The sequence below is a fragment of the Streptomyces sp. NPDC050161 genome (assembly GCF_044460025.1).
GTDB lineage: Bacteria > Actinomycetota > Actinomycetes > Streptomycetales > Streptomycetaceae > Streptomyces.
Genome location: NZ_JBITJM010000002.1, coordinates 121,214 through 141,409, shown reverse-complemented (window position 1 = coordinate 141,409; position 20,196 = coordinate 121,214). Strand labels below are relative to the sequence as shown.

Annotated in this window: 23 protein-coding genes and 1 tRNA gene; 9 read left to right on the top strand and 15 right to left on the bottom strand. The window is 70.0% G+C overall.

Features of this window, described 5'->3' with window-relative positions; all coding sequences use genetic code 11:
- Positions 1 to 101: 101 nt before the first annotated feature.
- Both ACIBK8_RS03860 and ACIBK8_RS03855 read right to left on the bottom strand, forming a co-directional pair.
- The gene (locus ACIBK8_RS03860; RefSeq protein WP_399039908.1) at positions 102 to 1,379 is read right to left on the bottom strand and encodes a sensor histidine kinase; all 1,278 of its coding nucleotides are present in this window, start codon (positions 1,377 to 1,379) and stop codon (positions 102 to 104) included.
- Positions 1,379 to 1,885: a hypothetical protein gene (locus ACIBK8_RS03855; RefSeq protein ID WP_399039907.1), complete on the bottom strand. Its 507-nt coding sequence runs from the start codon at positions 1,883 to 1,885 to the stop codon at positions 1,379 to 1,381. Before ACIBK8_RS03855 ends, ACIBK8_RS03860 begins: the two co-directional genes overlap by 1 nt.
- A gap of 402 nt (positions 1,886 to 2,287) precedes the next feature.
- Here ACIBK8_RS03855 and ACIBK8_RS03850 point away from each other — a divergent pair, with 402 nt between their 5' ends.
- From ACIBK8_RS03850 to ACIBK8_RS03835, 4 genes are all read left to right on the top strand, one after another.
- Positions 2,288 to 3,826, top strand: coding sequence for an MFS transporter (locus ACIBK8_RS03850; RefSeq protein ID WP_399039906.1), 1,539 nt, complete (start codon positions 2,288 to 2,290; stop codon positions 3,824 to 3,826).
- Positions 3,827 to 3,992: 166 nt separating this feature from the next.
- The gene (locus tag ACIBK8_RS03845) at positions 3,993 to 4,655 is read left to right on the top strand and encodes an HNH endonuclease (RefSeq protein WP_399039904.1); all 663 of its coding nucleotides are present in this window, start codon (positions 3,993 to 3,995) and stop codon (positions 4,653 to 4,655) included.
- Positions 4,652 to 5,329 (top strand): HNH endonuclease, encoded by a 678-nt coding sequence (locus ACIBK8_RS03840; RefSeq protein WP_399039902.1) that lies wholly within the window; start codon positions 4,652 to 4,654, stop codon positions 5,327 to 5,329. The genes ACIBK8_RS03845 and ACIBK8_RS03840 overlap by 4 nt, the downstream gene beginning before the upstream one ends.
- Positions 5,330 to 5,354: 25 nt before the next feature.
- Positions 5,355 to 5,441: transfer RNA gene (locus tag ACIBK8_RS03835), tRNA-Leu, on the top strand.
- Between the two features lie 82 nt (positions 5,442 to 5,523).
- Here ACIBK8_RS03835 and rdgB read toward each other — a convergent pair.
- From rdgB to ACIBK8_RS03815, 4 genes are all read right to left on the bottom strand, one after another.
- The gene (gene rdgB / locus ACIBK8_RS03830) at positions 5,524 to 6,153 is read right to left on the bottom strand and encodes an RdgB/HAM1 family non-canonical purine NTP pyrophosphatase (RefSeq protein ID WP_399039901.1); all 630 of its coding nucleotides are present in this window, start codon (positions 6,151 to 6,153) and stop codon (positions 5,524 to 5,526) included.
- A gap of 9 nt (positions 6,154 to 6,162) precedes the next feature.
- Positions 6,163 to 6,558, bottom strand: a complete 396-nt coding sequence (locus ACIBK8_RS03825) for a hypothetical protein (protein ID WP_399039900.1) — start codon at positions 6,556 to 6,558, stop codon at positions 6,163 to 6,165.
- A 145-nt stretch (positions 6,559 to 6,703) separates the two neighbouring features.
- Positions 6,704 to 7,435, bottom strand: a complete 732-nt coding sequence (gene rph / locus ACIBK8_RS03820) for a ribonuclease PH (RefSeq protein WP_399039898.1) — start codon at positions 7,433 to 7,435, stop codon at positions 6,704 to 6,706.
- 148 nt (positions 7,436 to 7,583) lie between these two features.
- Positions 7,584 to 8,105: a glucose PTS transporter subunit EIIB gene (locus ACIBK8_RS03815; protein ID WP_399039897.1), complete on the bottom strand. Its 522-nt coding sequence runs from the start codon at positions 8,103 to 8,105 to the stop codon at positions 7,584 to 7,586.
- On the opposite strand from ACIBK8_RS03815, the gene ACIBK8_RS03810 reads away from it, so the two are divergent.
- Together ACIBK8_RS03810 and ACIBK8_RS03805 are read left to right on the top strand one after the other, a co-directional pair.
- The gene (locus ACIBK8_RS03810) at positions 8,044 to 9,354 is read left to right on the top strand and encodes a PTS transporter subunit EIIC (RefSeq protein WP_399039896.1); all 1,311 of its coding nucleotides are present in this window, start codon (positions 8,044 to 8,046) and stop codon (positions 9,352 to 9,354) included. The genes ACIBK8_RS03815 and ACIBK8_RS03810 overlap by 62 nt on opposite strands.
- Before the next feature lie 294 nt (positions 9,355 to 9,648).
- The gene (locus ACIBK8_RS03805; protein ID WP_399039895.1) at positions 9,649 to 10,902 is read left to right on the top strand and encodes a PTS transporter subunit EIIC; all 1,254 of its coding nucleotides are present in this window, start codon (positions 9,649 to 9,651) and stop codon (positions 10,900 to 10,902) included.
- A 95-nt stretch (positions 10,903 to 10,997) separates the two neighbouring features.
- On the opposite strand, the gene ACIBK8_RS03800 is transcribed toward ACIBK8_RS03805, so the two are convergent.
- Positions 10,998 to 11,750: an MBL fold metallo-hydrolase gene (locus ACIBK8_RS03800; protein WP_399039893.1), complete on the bottom strand. Its 753-nt coding sequence runs from the start codon at positions 11,748 to 11,750 to the stop codon at positions 10,998 to 11,000.
- Between the two features lie 292 nt (positions 11,751 to 12,042).
- Here ACIBK8_RS03800 and ACIBK8_RS03795 point away from each other — a divergent pair, with 292 nt between their 5' ends.
- On the top strand, positions 12,043 to 12,576 hold the full coding sequence (locus ACIBK8_RS03795) for a type II toxin-antitoxin system PemK/MazF family toxin (protein ID WP_399039891.1): 534 nt from the start codon (positions 12,043 to 12,045) through the stop codon (positions 12,574 to 12,576).
- Between the two features lie 76 nt (positions 12,577 to 12,652).
- Here the strand turns inward: ACIBK8_RS03795 and ACIBK8_RS03790 are convergent, their stop codons facing one another.
- The 7 genes from ACIBK8_RS03790 to clpS all read right to left on the bottom strand — a co-directional run bounded on the left by ACIBK8_RS03790 (position 12,653) and on the right by clpS (position 17,491).
- Positions 12,653 to 13,603, bottom strand: a complete 951-nt coding sequence (locus ACIBK8_RS03790; RefSeq protein ID WP_399039889.1) for a PLP-dependent cysteine synthase family protein — start codon at positions 13,601 to 13,603, stop codon at positions 12,653 to 12,655.
- 2 nt (positions 13,604 to 13,605) lie between these two features.
- The gene (locus ACIBK8_RS03785; RefSeq protein WP_399039888.1) at positions 13,606 to 13,884 is read right to left on the bottom strand and encodes a MoaD/ThiS family protein; all 279 of its coding nucleotides are present in this window, start codon (positions 13,882 to 13,884) and stop codon (positions 13,606 to 13,608) included.
- Between the two features lie 95 nt (positions 13,885 to 13,979).
- Positions 13,980 to 14,153 carry a putative leader peptide gene (locus ACIBK8_RS03780; RefSeq protein ID WP_393685728.1) on the bottom strand — a complete coding sequence of 58 codons (174 nt, stop codon included), beginning with the start codon at positions 14,151 to 14,153 and terminating at the stop codon, positions 13,980 to 13,982.
- Positions 14,154 to 14,287: 134 nt separating this feature from the next.
- Positions 14,288 to 14,713, bottom strand: coding sequence for a Mov34/MPN/PAD-1 family protein (locus tag ACIBK8_RS03775; protein WP_399039887.1), 426 nt, complete (start codon positions 14,711 to 14,713; stop codon positions 14,288 to 14,290).
- Between the two features lie 116 nt (positions 14,714 to 14,829).
- A complete protein-coding gene (locus ACIBK8_RS03770) occupies positions 14,830 to 16,296 on the bottom strand; it encodes an amino acid permease (RefSeq protein ID WP_399039886.1) in 1,467 nt (488 codons plus the stop codon).
- A gap of 311 nt (positions 16,297 to 16,607) precedes the next feature.
- Positions 16,608 to 17,204 carry a DUF2017 domain-containing protein gene (locus ACIBK8_RS03765; protein ID WP_399039885.1) on the bottom strand — a complete coding sequence of 199 codons (597 nt, stop codon included), beginning with the start codon at positions 17,202 to 17,204 and terminating at the stop codon, positions 16,608 to 16,610.
- A complete protein-coding gene (gene clpS / locus ACIBK8_RS03760) occupies positions 17,204 to 17,491 on the bottom strand; it encodes an ATP-dependent Clp protease adapter ClpS (protein WP_227050406.1) in 288 nt (95 codons plus the stop codon). The genes ACIBK8_RS03765 and clpS overlap by 1 nt, the downstream gene beginning before the upstream one ends.
- Positions 17,492 to 17,696: 205 nt before the next feature.
- Between clpS and ACIBK8_RS03755 the strand changes: the two genes are divergently transcribed.
- Entirely contained in the window at positions 17,697 to 19,025 is a 1,329-nt protein-coding gene (locus ACIBK8_RS03755; protein ID WP_399039884.1) for a nicotinate phosphoribosyltransferase, read from the top strand.
- 157 nt (positions 19,026 to 19,182) lie between these two features.
- Positions 19,183 to 19,779, top strand: coding sequence for an isochorismatase family protein (locus ACIBK8_RS03750; protein WP_399039883.1), 597 nt, complete (start codon positions 19,183 to 19,185; stop codon positions 19,777 to 19,779).
- 22 nt (positions 19,780 to 19,801) lie between these two features.
- Here ACIBK8_RS03750 and ACIBK8_RS03745 read toward each other — a convergent pair whose 3' ends face one another.
- Positions 19,802 to 20,116, bottom strand: coding sequence for a hypothetical protein (locus ACIBK8_RS03745; protein WP_393685741.1), 315 nt, complete (start codon positions 20,114 to 20,116; stop codon positions 19,802 to 19,804).
- Positions 20,117 to 20,196 lie beyond the last annotated feature (80 nt).

Genomic DNA, 20,196 nt, shown 5'->3' with positions numbered 1-20,196 from the left:
GCGGGGGTGGGTTCGGGGGTGGGGGGGGGTGAAACGCCGCCCGCGCCCGCCCGACCCCGGAAGCCGCTCCCCGCCCCGGACACCCCCCGCCCCGACCGCCCCTACCCCGCCCCCACCACGTCCACGTCGCCCCCCACCGTCCGGTCCGGCAGCTCCAGGACGGCCTCGGCGCCACCCTGCGCAGCCGTGCCGAAGTCCAGCCGCGCCCCCAGCACCTCCGCCTGGCCCGCCGCGATCGTCAGCCCCAGGCCGTGCCCCGTCCCCCGCTCCGGCGCCGCCGTACGGAACCGCCGCGGCCCCTCGGCACACAGCTCCGCCGGATAGCCGGGACCGTGATCACGCACCACGATCCGGCTGCCCGCCACCACCACCTCGATCGGCGGCTCCCCGTGCTTCGCCGCGTTCGCCAGCAGATTCACCAGCACCCGCTCCACCCGGCGCCGGTCCGTCTCCACGATCCGCGGCTCCCCCTCCACCGACACCGAGACCGACACCTCGGACACGCCCCGCTGCCGCACCGCCCGCTTCACGATCCCCCGCACCAGCGACGGCAGCTCACAGGCATCCAGATCCGCCCGCTCCACCCCGGCGTCAAGACGCGACACCTCCAGCAGGTCCTCCACCAGCCGCCGCATCGCCTGCGCCCGGTCCTGCACCATCTCCACCGCACGCGGCTGCGGCAACAGCTCGGCAGCCGCCACCAGACCCGCCACCGGCGTACGCAGCTCATGCGCCACATCCGCGGTGAACTCCCGCTCCGCCTGCGCCTGCGCCGCCAGCGACATCGCCATGTGATGCACACTGCGGCCCAGCTCGGCCACCTCGTCCCGGCCACGGCTCGCCAGCGCGTCCGCGTCCGGAGCCGCACCGGCGGCTATCCGCCGCGCCGCCGCCGCACTCAGCCGCAGCCGCCGCGACAGCCGCTGCGCCACGAACCACGACACCACCGCCATCACCGTGACCGTGCCCACCCCCGCGACCAGCAGCGCCCGGTCCAGCGCCAGCTGCGCCGGATCGTCATCGGGAAACGCCGCCGACACCGACAGCGAACGCCCCGGCCGCTCCTCGCTCCCGCCGACCCCCGTCGCCGCCCACACCCGCGGATCCTCGCCCCCGCTGACGTACGTCCCCGACTTCCCCTCGAACGCAGCCGCCCGCAACGGCGAAGGCAGCGTCGCATCGTCCAGCTGCGCCCCCATCGCCAGCGTCCCGTCCCGCTCGTAGATCTGGAGCGCCGCACTCAACCGGTAGTCCTGGTACACCCGCGCCGAACGCTCCCGCTCGGCGTCCGCGATGTGGTGCACGGCGAACCCCAGCAGCACCACGGCCAGCGCCGTCATACACGAAATGGCCAGCGCGATCCGGCCTCGGATGCCCATCACGCGAGGTTGTACATCTCCGTCGTGTCGCCGAGCGGCGTCGAGCCGTCGTACGTCACCTCAAGCCCCGTGAAGGCCCGGCCGCCCGCCACCGGCTCCGCCCCGTAGAGCCGGAACGTCGCGGGGAACACCGAATCCGCGCCGCCGCCCGCCGCGGTCTTCTCGACCTGCACCACGCCCCTGCCCTCCGCCGACTTCGCGCCGTACTTCTCCCAGGTGATGGCCGTCGCCACCATGCCCGCATCCGCGCACGTCAGCGTGATCACCCGCGGCTTGACCTCCGGCTCGCCCGCGCCGCAGTCCCGCACCCCCGGCAGCCCGTCCGACGGCTTCCCCGACGACTTCACGTCCTGCACCGCCGACGTCTTCGGCGCCACATCGACCGCCGTCGCATGGCCCCCCGACTGGCCGAACCACACCCCGCCCGCGGCCAGCGCGGTGACCACCACGAACGCCACCAGGGCGATACGCCCCCTCATCCGGCGCGCTCCGTCGCGGTCGGTCATCGCCCTCTCCTCCCGGAGCCCACGCCCCGTACCCCCACCCGGTACACACGAACGCCGCCACTCTCCTCACACGCGCGGCGGAAGCGGCGGCTCCGGGCGCACGGGCGGTGACGACAGCACACCACCCTCCTCCCTCCGCCACACGGACGGATTGCCCGGACGCTGCGATGACCCCGCGGCTGTGTACCAGTTCTGTAACGGCGCACCCCGCCCGAAAGCGCTCCCAAGGCCCGCTCCGGCCCGTAAAACCGCAGGCCAGGCCAAGTCATCCGGACGGCCCAACCCGAGTGACGTACCTCGCGTTCCGGCGCCAGAGTGGTTTGATCCGCGCTCGACTGCGCAGGCGCACTCGTCGTACCCCATCGCGCACCCCGCGCTCTGACCGAACGAGAGGACCGCCTCGTGCCGATCGGCAGCACCGAAGCTGAGAACGCTTCCGAACACGACCCGGAAGCGCTGAAGCGTCACCGCGCGCTCTTCCGTGCCATAGCCAGGCGCAGGAACCCCAAGCTCCGGCGCACCGATATCACGGTCACCGACGAAAAGGTGGTCAAGCGTGCCGTGAAGGCCGCCGCCCTCGGTAACGCCATGGAGTGGTTCGACTTCGGGATCTACGCCTATCTCGCCGTCGTCATCAGCAAGGTCTTCTTCCCCGGCGGCAGCGACACAGCCGGCCTGCTGTCGACGTTCGCGACGTTCGCCGTGGCCTTCCTCGTACGGCCACTCGGCGGCGCCTACTTCGGCCCGCTCGGCGACCGCATCGGCCGCAAGAAGGTCCTCGCCTTCACCATGATCATGATGGCGATCGGCACCCTCTGCATCGGCCTGATCCCCTCGTACGCGGCGATCGGCTTCTGGTCACCCGTACTCCTGATCATCTTCCGCCTCATCCAGGGCTTCTCCACCGGCGGCGAGTACGGCGGCGCCTCGACCTTCATAGCCGAGTACGCCCCCGACAAGAAGCGCGGATACTTCGGCAGCTTCCTGGAAATGGGCACCCTGATCGGCTACACCGGCGCCGCCGGCATCGTGCTGATCCTCAACGCCGCGCTGACCGACGAGGCGATGGTGCAGTGGGGCTGGCGCATCCCGTTCCTGGTCGCGGGCCCGCTCGGCCTGGTCGGTCTCTACCTGCGGATGAAGCTCGACGAGACCCCCGCCTTCCAGAAGCTGGAGGCGTCCCAGACCCACACCGCCACGGGCTCCGCCACCGACGCCGAGGCGGAGTTCTCGCACCTGTCGGAGAACGCCCCGAAGAAGAAGCTCGGCGAGATCTTCGCCCAGCAGTGGCCGACGCTGATCCTGTGCATCGCCCTCGTCGGCGCGTACAACATCACCGACTACATGCTGCTGTCGTACATGCCGACGTACCTCACCGACACCTTGCACTACAAGGAGTCGCACGGACTGCTGATCCTGGTCGGCACCATGATCGTCCTGATGCTGATCGTCAGCAGCGTCGGCAAGCTCAGCGACCGCTTCGGCCGGAAGCCGCTGCTGATGACCGGCATGCTCGGCTTCTTCATCACGTCCATCCCGGCCTTCCTCCTGGTCAAGCAGGGCAGCTTCGCCACGGTCATCGGCGGCATGGCCCTCCTCGGCCTCTCCCTCGTCTGCCTCCTGGGCACCATGTCCGCCGCCCTGCCCGCCCTCTTCCCCACCAGCGTCCGCTACGGCTCGCTCTCCATCGGCTACAACCTCGCGGTCTCGATCTTCGGCGGCACCACCCCGCTCGTCATCACGGCCCTGATGGGCGCGTTCAACGGGAACGTCATGGTCCCCGCCTACTACACGATGGGCGCAGCCCTCGTCGGCGTCATCGCCGTGGCCTGCATGAAGGAGACCGCCCAGCAGCCCCTGGAAGGCTCCCCGCCCTCCGTCGCCACCAAGGAGGAGGCAGTCGAAATGATCACCTCCCAGACGACGGAACCGAAGTTCTGACCGACGCCACATAGAGGGGCCCCGGGGCACGCGCCTCGGGGCCTCAGCCACACCCGGACCCTTCGCATTCTTTCCCTCACCCCGCGTAACCGCCTTTGCGTTCGATCGTTGTTCTGTTCGAGGGGGTGCGGGAAGGGCCCGCGCGCGGAGAACGGGGAGGGCGCACATGCCGGCCAGTCCGTACACCAGAGAACGGCTCACCACCGCGGCATCGACGTCACGGACGCTGTCGGAGGCACTGACCAAGCTGGGGGTGGATCCGAAGGGGCACTCCCGGCGATATCTGCGCGACCGGATGCGGTCGTTGGGGATCGACACCTCCCATTTCGAGCGGGAGGGGGCGCGGTGGACGAGGGAGGTTCTTGAGGAGGCGGTGGCCTGTTCGGTGAACATGTGCGAGGTGCTGCGGCGCCTCGGGCTCGATGTCGTAGGCGGCCAGCACTCCCACATCAGCCGCCGCATCCACGGCCTGGGAATCGACACCTCGCATTTCACACCGCAGGGCCGGAACAGGAGCACCACGCGTCGGCGTCTCGCTCCCGACGAACTGCTCGTGGAGTCCCGCTCTGCCGCCCGCCGGGTGCCGAGTAGCCGCCTCAAGGCCGCCCTGCTGGCTCTCGGGGCGGACGAACGCTGTGCGCTCTGCGGCACGGGGCCCGTCTGGAGGCGTTGTCTCCTGCCGCTGGAGGTGGACCATATCGACGGAGACTGGCGCAACAACCGGCGAGAGAACCTTCGCCTGCTGTGCCCCAACTGCCATGCGACGACGGACACCTACCGGGGGCGCAACACATCCGCACGCTCCGGTCATCCGGCGGGGCAGCGATGAGCGAGCGGGTCCGCTACACACGGGAACTGCTCGCCGAGGCCGCGCGGTGCTGTACGGACATCGACGAGGTCATCGTGTTCTGCGGCGGCCACTCCTACCACCAGGTCCGACGGCACCTGCTCAAGCGCTTCGACCATTTCGGGATCGACGTGTCCCACTTCCGGCCCGTCGTACGGGGCGCCAAACACCCCCGCCCCACCCGGGAGTCCCTGCAACAGGCTGCCGACGCGTCGGTCTCCGTCGCGGCCGCCCTGCGCCACCTGGGCATCGCGGACACCGCGCGCAGCCGGTCCCTCTTCCGTTCCTGGGTGTCCGCCGAAGGCATCAGCACGACACACTTCCTGGGGCAAGCACACATGCGAGGCAAACCGGGCCGGACTCCGCCCAGGAGCCCCGAGGACATACTCGTCAAGCACCACCGGAAGCGGCGCGCACACAGCGCCATGCTGCGGCGAGCCCTTTTGCAGACGGATGTGCCCGAACGGTGCTCCGCGTGCGGTACGGACCCCGTGTGGAACGGCCGGCCCATGACGCTCGAAATCGACCACATCAATGGCGACTGGCGCGACGACCGTTCGGAGAATCTGCGCCTCCTGTGCCCCAACTGCCATGCGATCACGGACACTTGGTGCCGTGGCGGACGGCGACGGCGCCAGCCTTCTGGGGCGTCATAGGCACCCAGTACTATGACCCTGGCGCGCGGCCGTGCTGGAATTGGTGAGACAGGCTGGTTTTAGGTACCAGTGCCTTCGAGGCGTGAGGGTTCGAGTCCCTCCGGCCGTACCAGGTACTCGCGAAGGCCCGGCACGATCACTCGTGCCGGGCCTTTGCCATGCATGCCAGACCTTCGGCAGGCGAGCCGCACGCCTCAGCCCAGGAGTTCCTTCACCACCGGTGCCAGTGCCCGGAACGCCTGGCCGCGGTGGCTGATGGCGTTCTTTTCGTCGGCGGTGAGTTCGGCGCAGGTGCGGGTCTCGCCGAGGGGCTGGAGGATCGGGTCGTAGCCGAAGCCTCCGGTGCCGGCGGGGGTGTGGCGCAGGGTGCCGCGCAGGGTGCCTTCGACGACGCGCTGGGTGCCGTCGGGGAGGGCCAGGGCGGCGGCGCAGGCGAAGTGGGCGGCGCGGTGGTTGTCGTCGATGTCGGAGAGCTGGGCGAGGAGCAGGGCGAGGTTGGCGCGGTCGTCGCCGTGCCGGCCCGACCAGCGGGCGGAGAAGATGCCGGGGGCGCCGCCGAGTACCTCGACGCACAGGCCGGAGTCGTCGGCGACGGCGGGGTGGCCGGTGGCGCGGGCCAGGGCGTGTGCCTTCAGCAGGGCGTTCTCGGCGAAGGTGACGCCGGTTTCCTTGACGTCGGGGACCTCCGGGTAGGCGTCGGCGCCGACGAGTTCGACGTCGAGGCCGACGGTGGCCAGGATGGCGCGGAGTTCGGTGATCTTTCCGGCGTTGCGGGTGGCGAGGATCAGGCGCCGGGGGGCCTGCGGTTCGGTTGTGTGCTGCATGGGACGTAATTATCCCGGGGTGCAGACCTTGGTGAGTTCACCGGCCGCGTCCGCGAGGGGCTGGAGGTCGGGGGCCTTGTTGTCCTCGACGGCGCGCTGTGCGTTGTCGACGGCGCGCTGCAGGCTCGTGACGGTCTTGGCGAGGTCGGGGTCGCCGGTGGAGTCGCCGATGTCCTTGAGGTCCTTGTCGATGTCGTCGAGGGCCTTTTCGGTGCGCTGCGGGTCGTCGAGTGCGTCGCCTGCGTTCTTCTGGAGTCTGTCGACGCCGTTGACGACGGCGGTGGCGGTCTTGGCGCAGTTCACGGCCGTGTCGACCGCTCCGCAGGCGGTGAGGAGCGGGAGGGCGAGGGCCGCCGCGGCGAGTGCGGTGGCGGCGGGTCGTCGGCGGTGCGGGTGCTGGGCCATGGTGCGGTTCCTCCCCTTGGGTCATGCTCGGGCAAAGGATGACACGCACGGGGCCGGTTTTTGGTTGCCGGGACGGGGTGCGGGCCGGGCCAGGACGGGGTGGGGCACCGGGCGCCGCGGCCCCGTCCTGGTGGCGTCGCCGGGGTCAGAGGGTGCGGGCGAGTGCCTCGTGCTGGGCTGCGTCGAGTGCGGCGCAGCCGTTGACGGCGAGGTCGAGGAGTGCGTTGAGTTCGTCGCGGGCGAAGGGCTCGGCTTCGGCGGTGCCCTGGACCTCGACGAAGCGGCCGTCGCCGGTGCAGACGACGTTCATGTCGGTGTCGGCGCGGACGTCTTCCTCGTAGCAGAGGTCGAGGAGCGGGGTGCCGTCGACGATGCCGACGCTGACGGCGGAGACGGTGCCGGTCAGCGGCTTGCGGCCGTGCTTGACGATCTTCTTGCCCTGGGCCCAGGTGATGGCGTCGGCGAGGGCGACGTAGGCGCCGGTGATGGCGGCGGTGCGGGTGCCGCCGTCGGCCTGGAGGACGTCGCAGTCGAGGACGATGGTGTTCTCGCCGAGTGCCTTGAAGTCGATGACGGCGCGGAGGGAGCGGCCGATGAGGCGGGAGATCTCGTGGGTGCGTCCGCCGATCTTGCCGCGTACGGCTTCGCGGTCGCCGCGGGTGTTGGTGGAGCGGGGCAGCATCGAGTACTCGGCGGTGACCCAGCCCTCGCCGCTGCCCTTGCGCCAGCGGGGGACGCCTTCGGTGACGGATGCGGTGCAGAAGACTTTGGTGTCGCCGAAGGAGACGAGGACGGAGCCTTCGGCGTGCTTGCTCCAGCCGCGTTCGAGGCGTACGGGGCGGAGCTGTTCGGGGGTGCGGCCGTCGATGCGAGACATGGCGTAGAGCCTAGATGAGTGCGTCCGGGGTCGTGTCGCCAGGCAGGCGCGGCTTCGGCTCGTTCGTCCGGCGGGCATGGCGCGGGCCCCGTCCCTGGCGTGGGTTGCCGGGGGGCGGGGCCCGCGTGGTGGTGACCTGGGGGTCAGCTCACATCATGTCTTCGATGTCGGCGGCGATGGGGTCCGCGTCGGTGCCGATGACGACCTGGATCGCGGTGCCCATCTTGACGACGCCGTGGGCGCCTGCGGCCTTGAGTGCGGCCTCGTCGACGAGGGAGGCGTCGACGACCTCGGTGCGGAGGCGGGTGATGCAGCCCTCGACCTCTTCGATGTTGTCGAGTCCGCCGAGCCCGGCGACGATCTTCTCAGCCTTGCTGGCCATGTCCACTCCTGCTTGTCTCGGCCGCCGGCGGTTCTGCCGTGCGGTTGACGAACCGTAACGCACGTTCAGCCCAGTTTTATGGGCGTTTGCCCGCCGTCTGGCGAAGGATGGCGAGCACCCGGAGTGCACGCCGGGGGCCCGGAATCGCACCACAACTGGTCTACACCACCAGTATGCGGCACGCCTCGGGCGACGTGGTGACGGGCGGCCTGCCGGGAGGTGGCGGATGAGTTCCGGTGCGGCGGCGGCTCCCCGTAGGACCTGGGCGGCCAACGCCTTCCAGGGCATGCAGAAGATGGGGCGCAGCCTTCAGCTGCCCATCGCGGTGCTGCCCGCCGCGGGCATTCTCAACCGGCTGGGGCAGCCGGATGTGTTCGGCGCCGACGGTCTCGGCTGGGACGACGTCGCCAAGGTGTTCGTGGGGGCGGGCGGTGCGCTGCTGGATTCGGGGCTCGGTCTGCCGCTGCTGTTCTGCATCGGTGTCGCGATCGGGATGGCGAAGAAGGCGGACGGGTCGACGGCGCTGGCGGCGGTGGTCGGCTTCCTCGTCTATTACTCGGTGCTGCACCAGTTCCCGGTGGGCTGCGCCGCGGGGCAGACGTATACGCAGGCGGGTCTGTGGGGCGGGGTGTGCGTGGACGGCAAGGGGGCGGTGGCGCAGGCGACGTTCCAGAATCCGGGGGTGTTCGGCGGCATTCTGATGGGGTTCGCGGCGGCGTGGTTCTGGCAGCGGCTGCACCGGGTGAAGCTGGTGGACTGGCTGGGGTTCTTCAACGGCAGGCGGCTGGTGCCGATCGTGATGGCCTTCGTGGGCCTGGCGTTCGCCGTGGTGTGCCTGTTCGTCTGGCCGCCGGTCGGCGATGCGCTGACGAGTTTCAGCAAGTGGCTGACGGATCTGGACTGGGTCGGTTCCGGCATTTTCGGTGTCGCCAACCGGGCGTTGCTGGTGGTGGGGCTGCACCAGTTCCTGAATACGTTCGTCTGGTTCCAGTTCGGCGACTTCACCAAGCCGGACGGCACGGTCGTGCACGGCGACATCAACCGGTTTCTGGCGGGCGATCCGACCGCGGGGCAGTTCACCACCGGCTTCTTCCCGATCATGATGTTCGCGCTGCCCGCCGCCGCGCTGGCGATCGCGCACTGCGCCAAGCCGCACCGCCGCAAGGAGGTCGCGGGCATGATGCTGTCGGTCGGGCTGACGTCGTTCGTGACCGGGGTGACCGAGCCGATCGAGTACTCGTTCCTGTTCATCGCGCCGGTGCTGTACGGGATCCACGCGGTGCTGACGGGGGTGTCGATGGCGGTCAGCTGGGCGCTGGGGGTGCACGACAGTTTCAGCTTTTCGGCGGGTCTGATCGACTACGTCATCAACTGGGGTCTTGCGACCAGGCCGTGGCTGATCATTCCGATCGGTCTGTGCTTCGCCGTGGTTTACTACGTGCTCTTCCGCTTCGTGATCACGAAATTCGATCTGACGACTCCGGGGCGTGAGCCGGAGGACGTGGCGGAGGAATTGGAGAAGGACAACGTGAAGTAGTCGCGGAAGTCCGGTGCGTGAGCATCGGGCATTTTCGTCCGCGCGCCCCAACTCACCGTGCACACTGAGCCGGTGAGGTTCGCGGCGGCGCATTTCCTGGATGCCTGGCCCGCTTTTTCCGGCCTTTGGACCCGTCGGTCCGAGGGCCGGTCGCCATGTGGTCCACACCACTTGGAAGAATGGATTCCTTTATGTCGGGGCTACGTGCTAAGAATGGTCTAAACCACTGAGTGGTGTAGACCAACAAGCGGGCCGTCCCCCTTCCCGAGTGCCCGCCTCACCAGGAGGAATCCGATGAGTTCGGCCACTGCCGCGAAGGCGGCCCCCGCAAAGAAGCGGGGCTCCGGCCTGTTCCAGGGCCTGCAGAAGATCGGCCGCAGCCTCCAGCTGCCGATCGCCGTGCTGCCCGCAGCGGGCATCCTCAACCGGCTGGGGCAGCCGGACGTCTTCGGCAAGGACGGTCTGGGCTGGATCGACGTCAGCAAGGTCTTCGCCGCGGCCGGCGGTGCCGTCTTCGACAACCTGCCGCTGCTGTTCTGCATAGGCGTGGCCATCGGCTTCGCCAAGAAGGCCGATGGCTCCACCGCGCTCGCCGCGCTGGTCGGCTTCCTGGTCTACAGCAATGTCCTCAAGGCGTTCCCGGTCACCGAGGGACACATCGAGAAGGGCAAGTGGGTCGAGCCGGTCGTCAACAACCCCGGCGTGCTCGGCGGCATCATCATGGGTCTGCTCGCCGCGACCCTGTGGCAGCGCTACCACCGCAAGAAGCTGGTCGACTGGCTCGGCTTCTTCAACGGCCGCCGGCTCGTCCCGATCATCATGGCCTTCGTGGGCACCGCGGTCGGCGTGCTCTTCGTGCTGGTCTGGGAGCCCATCGGCGACGGCATCTCCAGCTTCGGCGAGTGGATGACCGGCCTCGGCGCGGGCGGCGCGGGCCTCTTCGGCCTGATCAACCGCGCCCTGCTGCCGATCGGCATGCACCAGTTCGTCAACACCGTCTCGTGGTTCCAGCTCGGTGACTTCACCGACGCGGCGGGCAAGGTCGCGCACGGCGACATCGGCCGCTTCTTCGCCGGTGACCCGTCCGCCGGACAGTTCATGTCGGGCTTCTTCCCGATCATGATGTTCGGCCTGCCGGCCGCCGCCGTCGCCATCGCGCACGCCGCCCGCCCCGAGCGCCGCAAGGCCGTGATGGGCATGATGGTCTCGCTCGCGCTGACCTCCTTCGTCTGCGGCATCACCGAGCCGATCGAGTTCTCGTTCATGTTCATCGCCCCGGTGCTGTACGCGATCCACGCGGTGCTGACCGCGATCTCGATGGCCGTCACCTGGGCCTTCGGCGTGCACGACGGCTTCACCTTCTCGGCCGGCGCCATCGACTACGTACTGAACTGGAACCTGGCCACCAAGCCCTGGCTGATCATCCCGATCGGCCTGGTCTTCAGCGTCATCTACTACCTCCTGTTCCGCTTCGCCATCAAGAAGTTCAACCTCACCACCCCGGGCCGCGAACCCGAGGAAGAGGTCGAGGACCTGACGAAGGCGTAGCGGTCGCCCCGCACACGGAAAAGGGCCCCGGAACCGATCGGTTCCGGGGCCCTTGTGCGTCCCGGCCGCGCGCCGCTCCTGCTGCGCGGCGGGCCTCAGATCTCGTAGACCGTCCCGGCCCTGGCGACCTCGACGGGCCCGTCGTAGACCTTCTGCGCGTCGCGGAGGCTGATGTCCGGGTCGGTCCACGGCGGGATGTGGGTCAGCACCAGCCGTCCCGCGCCGGCCCGCTGCGCGTGCTCCCCCGCCTCGCGGCCGTTGAGGTGCAGATCGGGGATGTCCTCCTTGCCGTGCGTGAAGGACGCCTCGCACAGGAAGAGGTCGGTGCCGTCGGCGAGGTCGTCGAGCGCCGCGCAGGTGCCGGTGTCGCCCGAGTACGTCAGCGAACGGCCGTCGTACTCGATCCGGAAGCCGAACGCCTCGACGGGGTGGCTGACCCGTTCCGCGCGGAGGGTGAAGGGGCCGATGGTGAACGAACCCGGCGTCAGGGTGCGGAAGTCGAAGACCTCGCTCATCGCCCCTTCGTGCGGCAGGTCGGCGTGCGCGGCGGTCAGCCGGCGCTCGGTGCCGGCCGGCCCGTAGACCGGCATCGGCGCGCAACGGCCGCCGTCCGGCCTGTAGTAGCGGACGACGAAGTAGCCGCAGAGGTCGATGCAGTGATCGGCGTGCAGGTGCGAAAGGAGTACGGCGTCGAGGTCGTAGAGACCGGTGTGGCGCTGCAGCTCGCCGAGGGCGCCGTTGCCCATGTCGAGGAGCAGCCTGAAGCCGTCGGCCTCCAGGAGGTAGCTCGAACAGGCCGATTCCGTGGAAGGGAACGACCCCGAGCATCCGACGACAGTGAGCTTCATACGGTCGTGAACCTCCTGGGCGGGGGCGGCGGAGCGGCAGGCCCGTGCCGTGTGGTGCGGTCCGGCGGTCCACGCAGGTTTCCTGCGGTAACCCGGCGGTACTCGGCGGACACGGGCTCTCAGTGCAGTGCCCACGAGCGTAAGGCGCAAAGGGTTGTGTGGCGCCTCCAGCGGGGCGAGCTGTGGGCGGAATCACCAGTCCGGGTGGGCAGGTGCGGCGGGCCTCTCCCCTGTGCCGCGGACGGCGGCTGCCGGTACGGTCGCAGGGACCTGCGGCGTGGAGGGAGCGGGTGTGGACACCTCGTGGTGGCCGGGTGTGGTGGCCGTGATCGCGTTGGCGCTGGTCGCCGCGGTGGTCGACGGGCGCGGGCGGAGCCGAAGGCCGCCGCGCCGCGGGCGCCGCACCACAAGGCCGGGACCGGCCCGTCCGCCGCGGCGCGGCCGGCGGACCACCGGCGGACGGCGCGCGGACGGCGGCGCGGACGGCGGCGCGCCGCGGACCGGGGCGACCACCCGTCCGGCGCCCGGCGAGATCTGGTGGGCGCGGGTGCCGTACGAGGACACTCCGGCGGGTGCGAAGGACCGGCCCTGCCTGGTGCTGTCGGTGCGCGGCGGCACGGCGCTCGTCATCAAGATCACCACGCGGCATCACGAGGAGCGGCCCGGGGTGATCCCGCTGCCCCCGGGGGCGGTCGGTGACGCGCGGGGCCGCCGGAGCTATCTGGAGACGGACGAGCTGCGGGAGGTGGCGGCGAACGCTTTCCGGCGCCGCGCGGGTGTCGCCGACCCGCTGGTGTGGGACCGGGTGCGGCATCTGGGGGGCTAGTTGCTGTGCCACCGCCTGCGGGCGGGCCCGTGAGATCCGGGCCCGCCCGCAGGCGGTGCAGAAGGGGTCAGGCGGGTCAGGCCCAGAGCTGGCCGTGCAGCGTGTCGATGGCCGCCTCGGTCGACTCGGCGGTGTAGACGCCGGTGGAGAGGTACTTCCAGCCGCCGTCGGCGACGACGAAGACGATGTCGGCGCTCTGCCCGGCGCGCAGCGCCTTCTTGCCGACGCCGATGGCCGCGTGCAGGGCGGCGCCGGTGGAGATTCCGGCGAAGATGCCTTCCTCGGCGAGGAGTTCGCGGGTACGGGCGACCGCGTCCTGGGAGCCGACGGAGAAGCGGGTGGTGAGCACCGACTCGTCGTACAGCTCCGGGATGAAGCCCTCGTCGAGGTTGCGCAGCCCGTAGACGACGTCGTCGTAGCGCGGTTCGGCGGCGACGATCTGGATGCCGGGGACCTTCTCGCGCAGGTAGCGGCCGACGCCCATCAGGGTGCCGGTGGTGCCGAGGCCCGCCACGAAGTGGGTGACGGACGGCAGGTCGGCGAAGATCTCGGGGCCGGTGGTGGCGTAGTGCGCACCGGCGTTGTCGGGGTTGCCGTACTGGTAGAGCATCACCCAGTCGGGGTGTTCGGCGGCGAGTTCCTTGGCGACCCGTACGGCGGTGTTGGAGCCGCCCGCCGCGGGCGAGGAGATGATCTCGGCGCCCCACATCGCGAGCAGTTCGCGCCGCTCGGACGAGGTGTTCTCCGGCATCACGCAGACGATGCGGTAGCCCTTGAGCTTGGCCGCCATGGCGAGCGAGATGCCGGTGTTGCCGCTGGTCGGCTCCAGGATCGTGCAGCCGGGGGTGAGCCTGCCGTCCTTCTCCGCCTGCTCGATCATGTGCAGCGCGGGGCGGTCCTTGACCGAGCCCGTGGGGTTGCGGTCCTCCAGCTTCGCCCAGATGCGGACGTCGTCGGACGGCGAGAGGCGCGGCAGGCGGACGAGCGGGGTGTTCCCGACCGCCGCCAGCGGGGAGTCGTACCGCACCGTCAGACCGCTCCGCCGGCCACGGCCGGCAGGATCGTGACGTGGTCGCCGTCGGTGAGCTTGGTGGAGATGCCTTCCAGGAAGCGGACGTCCTCGTCGTTGAGGTAGACGTTCACGAAGCGGCGCAGCTGCTCGCCGTCGACGAGGCGCTCGCGGATGCCGGCGTGCCGGCTCTCCAGGTCGGCGAAGAGGTCGGCGAGGGTCGCCCCGCTGCCCTCGACGGCCTTGGCGCCTTCGGTGTAGGTGCGCAGGATGGTCGGGATTCGGACCTCGATGGCCATGAGAGTGCTCCTGTCGGAGTGCGGTGGCGGGTGGCGTACGTCCCGAGTGCACGGCCTGCGGCGGTGCGGGTGCGTCGGGGGCGCGGAGCTGCGGCTCAGGCGGCGGCGCGGCGCGTACAGATGGCGCCGGCCAGGCGGCACAGGTCGATGTGCAGCCGGGCGGCTCCGCAGCCGAAGGCGCCCAGCAGGGCGGAGGCGGAGCGACGCGTGGCGAGCGGAGCCTGCTGGTGCATGGCCCTCCTCTTCTCGCGCACGTCGTGGTCAACCATGTGGTCATCGTAGCGATTCCCGGTCCGGGTATTGGAACCTCGTCCCATGATGCGGACGGTGGGTGTACGCCAGGTGGGACACGGTACGGGCCACCGCCTCGGCCCGTACCCGCAGCGGCCGAGGAAGCCCCAGGTCAGGCGTAGGAATCCACCAGCTCGACCGGTTCCTCTGTGACCACGCCGTCCACGATGCGGAACGAGCGGAACTGGAAGGGTCCGGCATCGTCGGCGTCAGCGGTGGATACCAGGACATAGTGCGCGCCCGGCTCGTTCGCGTACGAGATGTCGGTGCGCGACGGGTACGCCTCGGTGGCGGTGTGCGAGTGGTAGACGATCACCGGCTCCTCGTCCCTGTCGTCCATCTCGCGGTAGAGCTTGAGCAGGTCCGACGAGTCGAACTCGTAGAACGTGGGCGAGCGGGCGGCGTTCAGCATCGGGATGAAGCGCTCGGGACGGCCGCTGCCGGCCGGTCCCGCGACGACGCCGCACGCCTCGTCGGGGTGGTCCTTACGGGAGTGCGCGACGATCTGGTCGTGGAGGGCCTTGGTAAGGGTCAGCATGCGGCAAGGATAAGAGGGCCCGCCGCGGCGCCCCGGAAAGGGTGCGGACGGCCGACGGGCCCGCACGTACCGGAGAGTGGTACGTACGGGCCCGCATGCTGGGACGGGAGTGAGGGTCAGCCCTTCGTGTCCCCGTCCGAAGACGTGCCCTCCGCCGCCGGGACAGCGGTGGCCGTGGCGGCGTCCCTGCGCTTGATGGCGAGGTAGCCGACGGTCAGGATGGCGGCCCACACCGGCGCCGCGTACAGCGAGATCCGGGCATCCGGGTCCACACCCATCATCACGATCACCATCGCGATGAAGGCGAGCGCGAAGAGCGAGGTGTACGGGGCGCCCGGCGCCTTGAACTCGGACTGCGGCAGCTCGCCGCGGTTGGCCTTGGCCCGGAAGCGCAGCTGCGAGAGCAGGATGACGATCCAGGCCCACATGCCGGAGATGGTGGCGAAGGAGACGACGTAGTTGAACGCGTCGCCCGGCCACTGGTAGTTGATCCAGACACCCACCAGCATCATCGCGACGGAGACGCCGGTGCCCCAGGTGGGCAGGCCGTTCTTGCTGAGGTGCGTGAAGAGCTTCGGGCCCTGGCCGTTGAGCGCGAGGTCCCGCAGCATCCGGCCGGTGGAGTACATGCCGGAGTTGGCGGACGACAGCGCGGCGGTCAGCACGACGAAGTTGACGATGCCGGCGCCGGCCGGCAGGCCGATGTGCCGGAACGCCTCGACGAAGGGGCTGACGTTCGGCGCGAAGGCCGTCCAGCTGACGACGGACAGAATGATGATGAGCGCGCCGATGTAGAAGAGGCCGATGCGCCACGGAACGGTGTTGATCGCCTTGGGCAGGACCTTCTTCGGGTCCTTGGCCTCGCCCGCGGTGACGCCGACGAGTTCGACGGCGAGGAACGCGAACATCACGATCTGCAGGGTCATCAGCGTGCCGCCGACACCCCTGGGGAAGAAACCGCCGTCGGACCAGAGAAGGGAGAAGGAAGCGGTGTCACCGGCGTCGGAGAAGCCGAGGATGATGACGCCGAGACCGATGAGGATCATTCCGATGATCGCGGTGACCTTGACCATCGAGAACCAGAATTCCAGCTCTCCGAAGATCTTCACGGAGATCAGGTTGATGCCGAAGAGTGCAACGGTGAAGATCAATGAGGACACCCATTGTGGGATGTCCTGGTTCCAGTAGTGAATATAGGTGGCCGCGGCAGTTACCTCGGTGATGCCGGTGACGACCCAGAACAGCCAGTACGTCCAGCCGGTCACGAAGCCGATGAACGGGCCGAGGAATTCACGTCCGTACTCCGAGAAGGAGCCGGAGACGGGCCGGTACATGAGCAGTTCGCCCAGTGCCCGCATGATGAAGAAGATGACGAGACCGACGATCGCGTAGGCCAGGATGATGCTGGGCCCCGCCTTGGATATCGCCTTGCCCGCCCCCAGGAACAGGCCGGTACCGATGGCGCCACCAATGGCGATCATCTGGATCTGGCGGTTTCCCAGACCCCGCTGGTAGCCCTCTTCCGAGCCTTTCCCAGCGGCCTCATTGCCGTCGTGCTGCTTGTCGACCTGCACAGAGGTCATGAGTGGTGCGCCTTTCTCCATACCGACCCGGTCTGTCCGGATCGGGTTCCGATCCCCCCGGATGGAGTTCCTGCACGCCGACGGTCGGCCGGCTCAGCGCTCCCGCAGCGACATGGGTGGCGTCACTCACGGCAGGTCGTGAACATCTATCACGGCGCCTTGTAAGCCGACCAGGGATGCCCCGGGGCAGGGCCGCACGAAAATCAGGACAAAGTCCTAAAGACTCGGCAAGGCGCACGCGTGTGGTGATGGGATCGTTATCCGGATTTGAGCATCCGCTGAGCGAATGTCCCCGGAATGGTAACCAGGTTTCAGGACATCAGCGATTCGACAAGTGTTTCCTGGAGCCCGCCGAGCCAGAGGTAGGCCAGCACCATGGGCTTGCGCGGGTCCGTGTCGGGCAGCCGCAGCAGCTCCCCGCCGTCGTCCTCGTCCGTGACGTCGAGGCGGGTGCCGATGGCCAGCCGGAGGTCGTTGAGGGTGCCGAGCCACTGCCGGCACTCGCCGGGCGCCAGGCGCAGCACGGCGCCCGTCTCCGGGTCGGCCGACAGCGCGTCCAGCGAGCGGATCAGCACCAGGGCGTCGTCGCGCTTGCGGGCGCGAAGATCGTTCTCGGTGTAGCGGCGGAACTCGCCGGACGCGGCGCGCACGTCGTCGTCCGGCACCACGTCGGGGCCGCCGTACGCATCCGGGAAGAGGCGGGCCAGGACGGGGTCGGCGGGCGGCTCGCTGGGGCCGTCGTTGAAGACCGAGGCGAGCAGGTCGTCGCTGCCGCCGTCGCCGGGCTCGTCCCCCGGGCCGACGAGTTCGAGGAGCTGCACGGCGAGGCTGCGCAGGATGGAGATCTCGACCTCGTCGAGGGTGACGGCGGCGCCGCCGCCGGGCTGGGGCTCGAAGTGGCCGGCCATCAGCGGTCCTGCTGGAGGGTCGCCCACAGGCCGTAGCCGTGCATGGCCTGCACGTCGCGTTCCATTTCCTCGCGGCTGCCGCTGGAGACGATCGCGCGGCCCTTGTGGTGGACGTCGAGCATCAACTGGTGGGCCTTGTCCTTGCTGTAGCCGAAGTAGGACTGGAAGACATAGGAGACGTAGCTCATGAGGTTGACGGGGTCGTTGTGGACGATCGTGACCCACGGGACGTCGGGTTCCGGCACCTCATAGGGAGCCTCGCTCGACTCGGGACGTTCGATCTCCACCGGGACGCTGAGGGTGCAGCGGTGCGGCCGGAGAGTGATCGTGGGTGACGGATGAGCGCTCACGTGCCCCATGCTGCCACCCGGGGGCGGGCGGCGCACAAACGCCCCACAGGCACGCACCTCCCGCACGGTCACCGATGGCCTCCGGCTGCCACCCCGACCCGAAATCGTCAGAGTGACGAGTAATGGGGGTAGCATCTCCTTCATGAACACAGCAGACCTGGGGCTGCCGGTGGCCGTGCCGTCGACTGCGCTCTTCACCGACCAGTACGAACTCACCATGCTGCAGGCCGCCTTGCGGTCCGGGAACGCGGACCGCCGCTCGGTCTTCGAGGTCTTCACCCGGAGGCTGCCCGAGGGCCGCCGCTACGGCGTGGTGGCCGGCACCGGCCGGGTGCTGGACGCGGTGGAGAACTTCCGGTTCGACGAGACCATCCTCGGCTTCCTGCGCGAGCGCGGCATCCTGGACGAGCCGACGCTGGAGTGGCTGGCCGGCTACCGCTTCCGCGGCGACATCTGGGGCTACCCGGAGGGCGAGGTCTACTTCCCCGGCTCCCCGATCATGCGGGTCGAGGGCACCTTCGCCGAGGCGGTGGTGCTGGAGACGGTGATCCTCTCCATCCTCAACCACGACTCCGCGGTGGCCGCCGCCGCGTCCCGGATGTCGGTGGCGGCCGGAAACCGCCCGCTGATGGAGATGGGCGCCCGCCGCACCCACGAGCTGGCGGCGGTGGCCGCGGCCCGCTCCGCGTACGTCGGCGGCTTCCACACCACGTCCGACCTGGCGGCCGGCTTCCGCTACAACATCCCCACCGTCGGCACCAGCGCGCACGCCTTCACCCTGCTCCACGACACCGAGCGGGACGCCTTCACCGCGCAGGTCGACACCCTCGGCAGCGGCACGACGCTGCTGGTGGACACCTTCGACGTGGCCGAGGCGGTCCGCACCGCCGTCGAGGTCGCGGGTCCTGGACTCGGCGCGGTCCGGATCGACTCCGGCGACCTGCTGCTGATCGCCCACCGGGTCCGCCAGCAGCTCGACGAGCTGGGCGCCAGGGACACCAAGATCGTGGTGACCAGCGATCTGGACGAGTACGCCATCGCCTCGCTCGCGGCGGCGCCGGTGGACGCGTACGGCGTCGGCACCCAGCTGGTGACCGGCAGCGGCCACCCGACCTGCTCGATGGTCTACAAGCTGGTGGCGCGGGCGGACAGCAACGCGCCTGGCGCCCCGCTGAAGGCGGTGGCGAAGAAGTCGATGGGCGCCAAGTCGTCCGTCGGCGGCCGTAAGTGGGCCGCGCGCCGGCTGGACGAGGACGGCGTGGCCGAGGCCGAGGTCGTGGGGACCGGCGAGGTACCCGAGGAGCTGGCCGGGCGGCAGCTGCTGGTGCCGCTGGTGACCGCGGGCGATGTGGTGGCGCGCGAGCCGCTGGACGCGGTGCGGGACCGGCACATCGCGGCCCGCGCCGGGCTGCCGCTGTCGGCGACCCAGCTCTCCCGCGGCGAGGCCGTGATCCCGACCGAATACGTCTGACGCCGCCGGGCGCGGGCGCACGCCCCCGCCCCACCGGCCCGGCGGACGGCCCCATCCGGCCACTCCCGCTCGGGCCGGAAGGTGACTACCCTCGGTCACACCACCGGAGAACCCCGTCGCGGCGGGCTCCCCGACCTCCATCCGGAAGGCACGCACCATGCACCGGGCACTGCTCGTCGTCGACGTACAGAACGACTTCTGCGAGGGCGGCAGCCTCGCGGTGGCGGGCGGCGCGGACGTCGCCGCGGCCATCACCGACCTGGTGGGCCGCGCCGCGGGCAGCGGCTACCGCCACGTGGTGGCCACCCGCGACCACCACATCGATCCGGGCGACCACTTCTCCGACCGGCCGGATTACGAGCACTCCTGGCCGGTGCACTGCGTGGCCGGCACCGAAGGCAGCGGCTTCCACGCGAACTTCGCGCCCGCCGTCGCCTCCGGCGCCATCGACGCGGTCTTCGACAAGGGCGCGTACGAGGCCGCGTACAGCGGTTTCGAGGGCACGGACGAGAACGGCACCTCGCTCGCCGACTGGCTGCGCGCCCACCGGGTCACCGAGGTCGACGTGGTCGGGCTCGCCACCGACCACTGCGTACGGGCCACCGCGCTGGACGCGCTGCGGGCCGGGCTGCGCACCCGTGTGCTCCTCGACCTGACGGCGGGGGTGTCCCCTCGCACCACCGAGCGGACGCTGGCCGAGCTGCGGGAGGCGGGCGCCGAGCTGTCCGGCAAGCCGGTGGTCGCCACCGGCTGACCGGGCCGCCGGAGCCCGTCCCTCAGGCGGCGTTCGCGGGCCGCAGCAGCGCCCGTATCGGGTGCCAGGACTCCGTGTCGTCGTCCGGGGCCTGGCGCCACACCAGGCCGTCCGGGTGGTGCAGGACGGCGGTCACCTCGTCCGGTGTCGGCGGCTGCATGTTGCCGCGCAGGTAGACGGCGCGCAGCCCGTGATTGCGCAGCCTGGTCAGGGCGCGCTGGCGGTTCGCGGCGTGGACGAGTACGCGGACGCGACGGCCGCCGCCGCCCGGTCTCGGCAGGGCGAGGGCGACCACCACACTGCCGCCGGGAAGTCTGATGTAACCGCCACCGGTCATGGGCATATCTCCCCCGTGAGACTCAGCGTCAACAAGGAACTGTAGGACGCATCTAAACGCGATCGGCCGCCGCCCGCCAG

Coding starts and splice junctions, on each gene's coding strand:
- ACIBK8_RS03810 (WP_399039896.1), top strand. CDS start 8,044: ATGAGTTCCGGTGCGGCGGCGGCTCCCCGTAGGACCTGGGCGGCCAAC.
- ACIBK8_RS03800 (WP_399039893.1), bottom strand. CDS start 11,750: ATGAAGCTCACTGTCGTCGGATGCTCGGGGTCGTTCCCTTCCACGGAA.
- ACIBK8_RS03750 (WP_399039883.1), top strand. CDS start 19,183: ATGCACCGGGCACTGCTCGTCGTCGACGTACAGAACGACTTCTGCGAG.
- ACIBK8_RS03855 (WP_399039907.1), bottom strand. CDS start 1,885: ATGACCGACCGCGACGGAGCGCGCCGGATGAGGGGGCGTATCGCCCTG.
- ACIBK8_RS03755 (WP_399039884.1), top strand. CDS start 17,697: ATGAACACAGCAGACCTGGGGCTGCCGGTGGCCGTGCCGTCGACTGCG.
- ACIBK8_RS03745 (WP_393685741.1), bottom strand. CDS start 20,116: ATGACCGGTGGCGGTTACATCAGACTTCCCGGCGGCAGTGTGGTGGTC.
- ACIBK8_RS03860 (WP_399039908.1), bottom strand. CDS start 1,379: ATGGGCATCCGAGGCCGGATCGCGCTGGCCATTTCGTGTATGACGGCG.
- ACIBK8_RS03815 (WP_399039897.1), bottom strand. CDS start 8,105: ATGCCCTGGAAGGCGTTGGCCGCCCAGGTCCTACGGGGAGCCGCCGCC.
- ACIBK8_RS03765 (WP_399039885.1), bottom strand. CDS start 17,204: ATGGCCGGCCACTTCGAGCCCCAGCCCGGCGGCGGCGCCGCCGTCACC.
- ACIBK8_RS03805 (WP_399039895.1), top strand. CDS start 9,649: ATGAGTTCGGCCACTGCCGCGAAGGCGGCCCCCGCAAAGAAGCGGGGC.
- ACIBK8_RS03785 (WP_399039888.1), bottom strand. CDS start 13,884: ATGGCCATCGAGGTCCGAATCCCGACCATCCTGCGCACCTACACCGAA.
- ACIBK8_RS03825 (WP_399039900.1), bottom strand. CDS start 6,558: ATGGCCCAGCACCCGCACCGCCGACGACCCGCCGCCACCGCACTCGCC.
- ACIBK8_RS03770 (WP_399039886.1), bottom strand. CDS start 16,296: ATGACCTCTGTGCAGGTCGACAAGCAGCACGACGGCAATGAGGCCGCT.
- rdgB (WP_399039901.1), bottom strand. CDS start 6,153: ATGCAGCACACAACCGAACCGCAGGCCCCCCGGCGCCTGATCCTCGCC.
- ACIBK8_RS03845 (WP_399039904.1), top strand. CDS start 3,993: ATGCCGGCCAGTCCGTACACCAGAGAACGGCTCACCACCGCGGCATCG.
- ACIBK8_RS03840 (WP_399039902.1), top strand. CDS start 4,652: ATGAGCGAGCGGGTCCGCTACACACGGGAACTGCTCGCCGAGGCCGCG.
- ACIBK8_RS03780 (WP_393685728.1), bottom strand. CDS start 14,153: ATGGTTGACCACGACGTGCGCGAGAAGAGGAGGGCCATGCACCAGCAG.
- ACIBK8_RS03775 (WP_399039887.1), bottom strand. CDS start 14,713: ATGCTGACCCTTACCAAGGCCCTCCACGACCAGATCGTCGCGCACTCC.
- rph (WP_399039898.1), bottom strand. CDS start 7,435: ATGTCTCGCATCGACGGCCGCACCCCCGAACAGCTCCGCCCCGTACGC.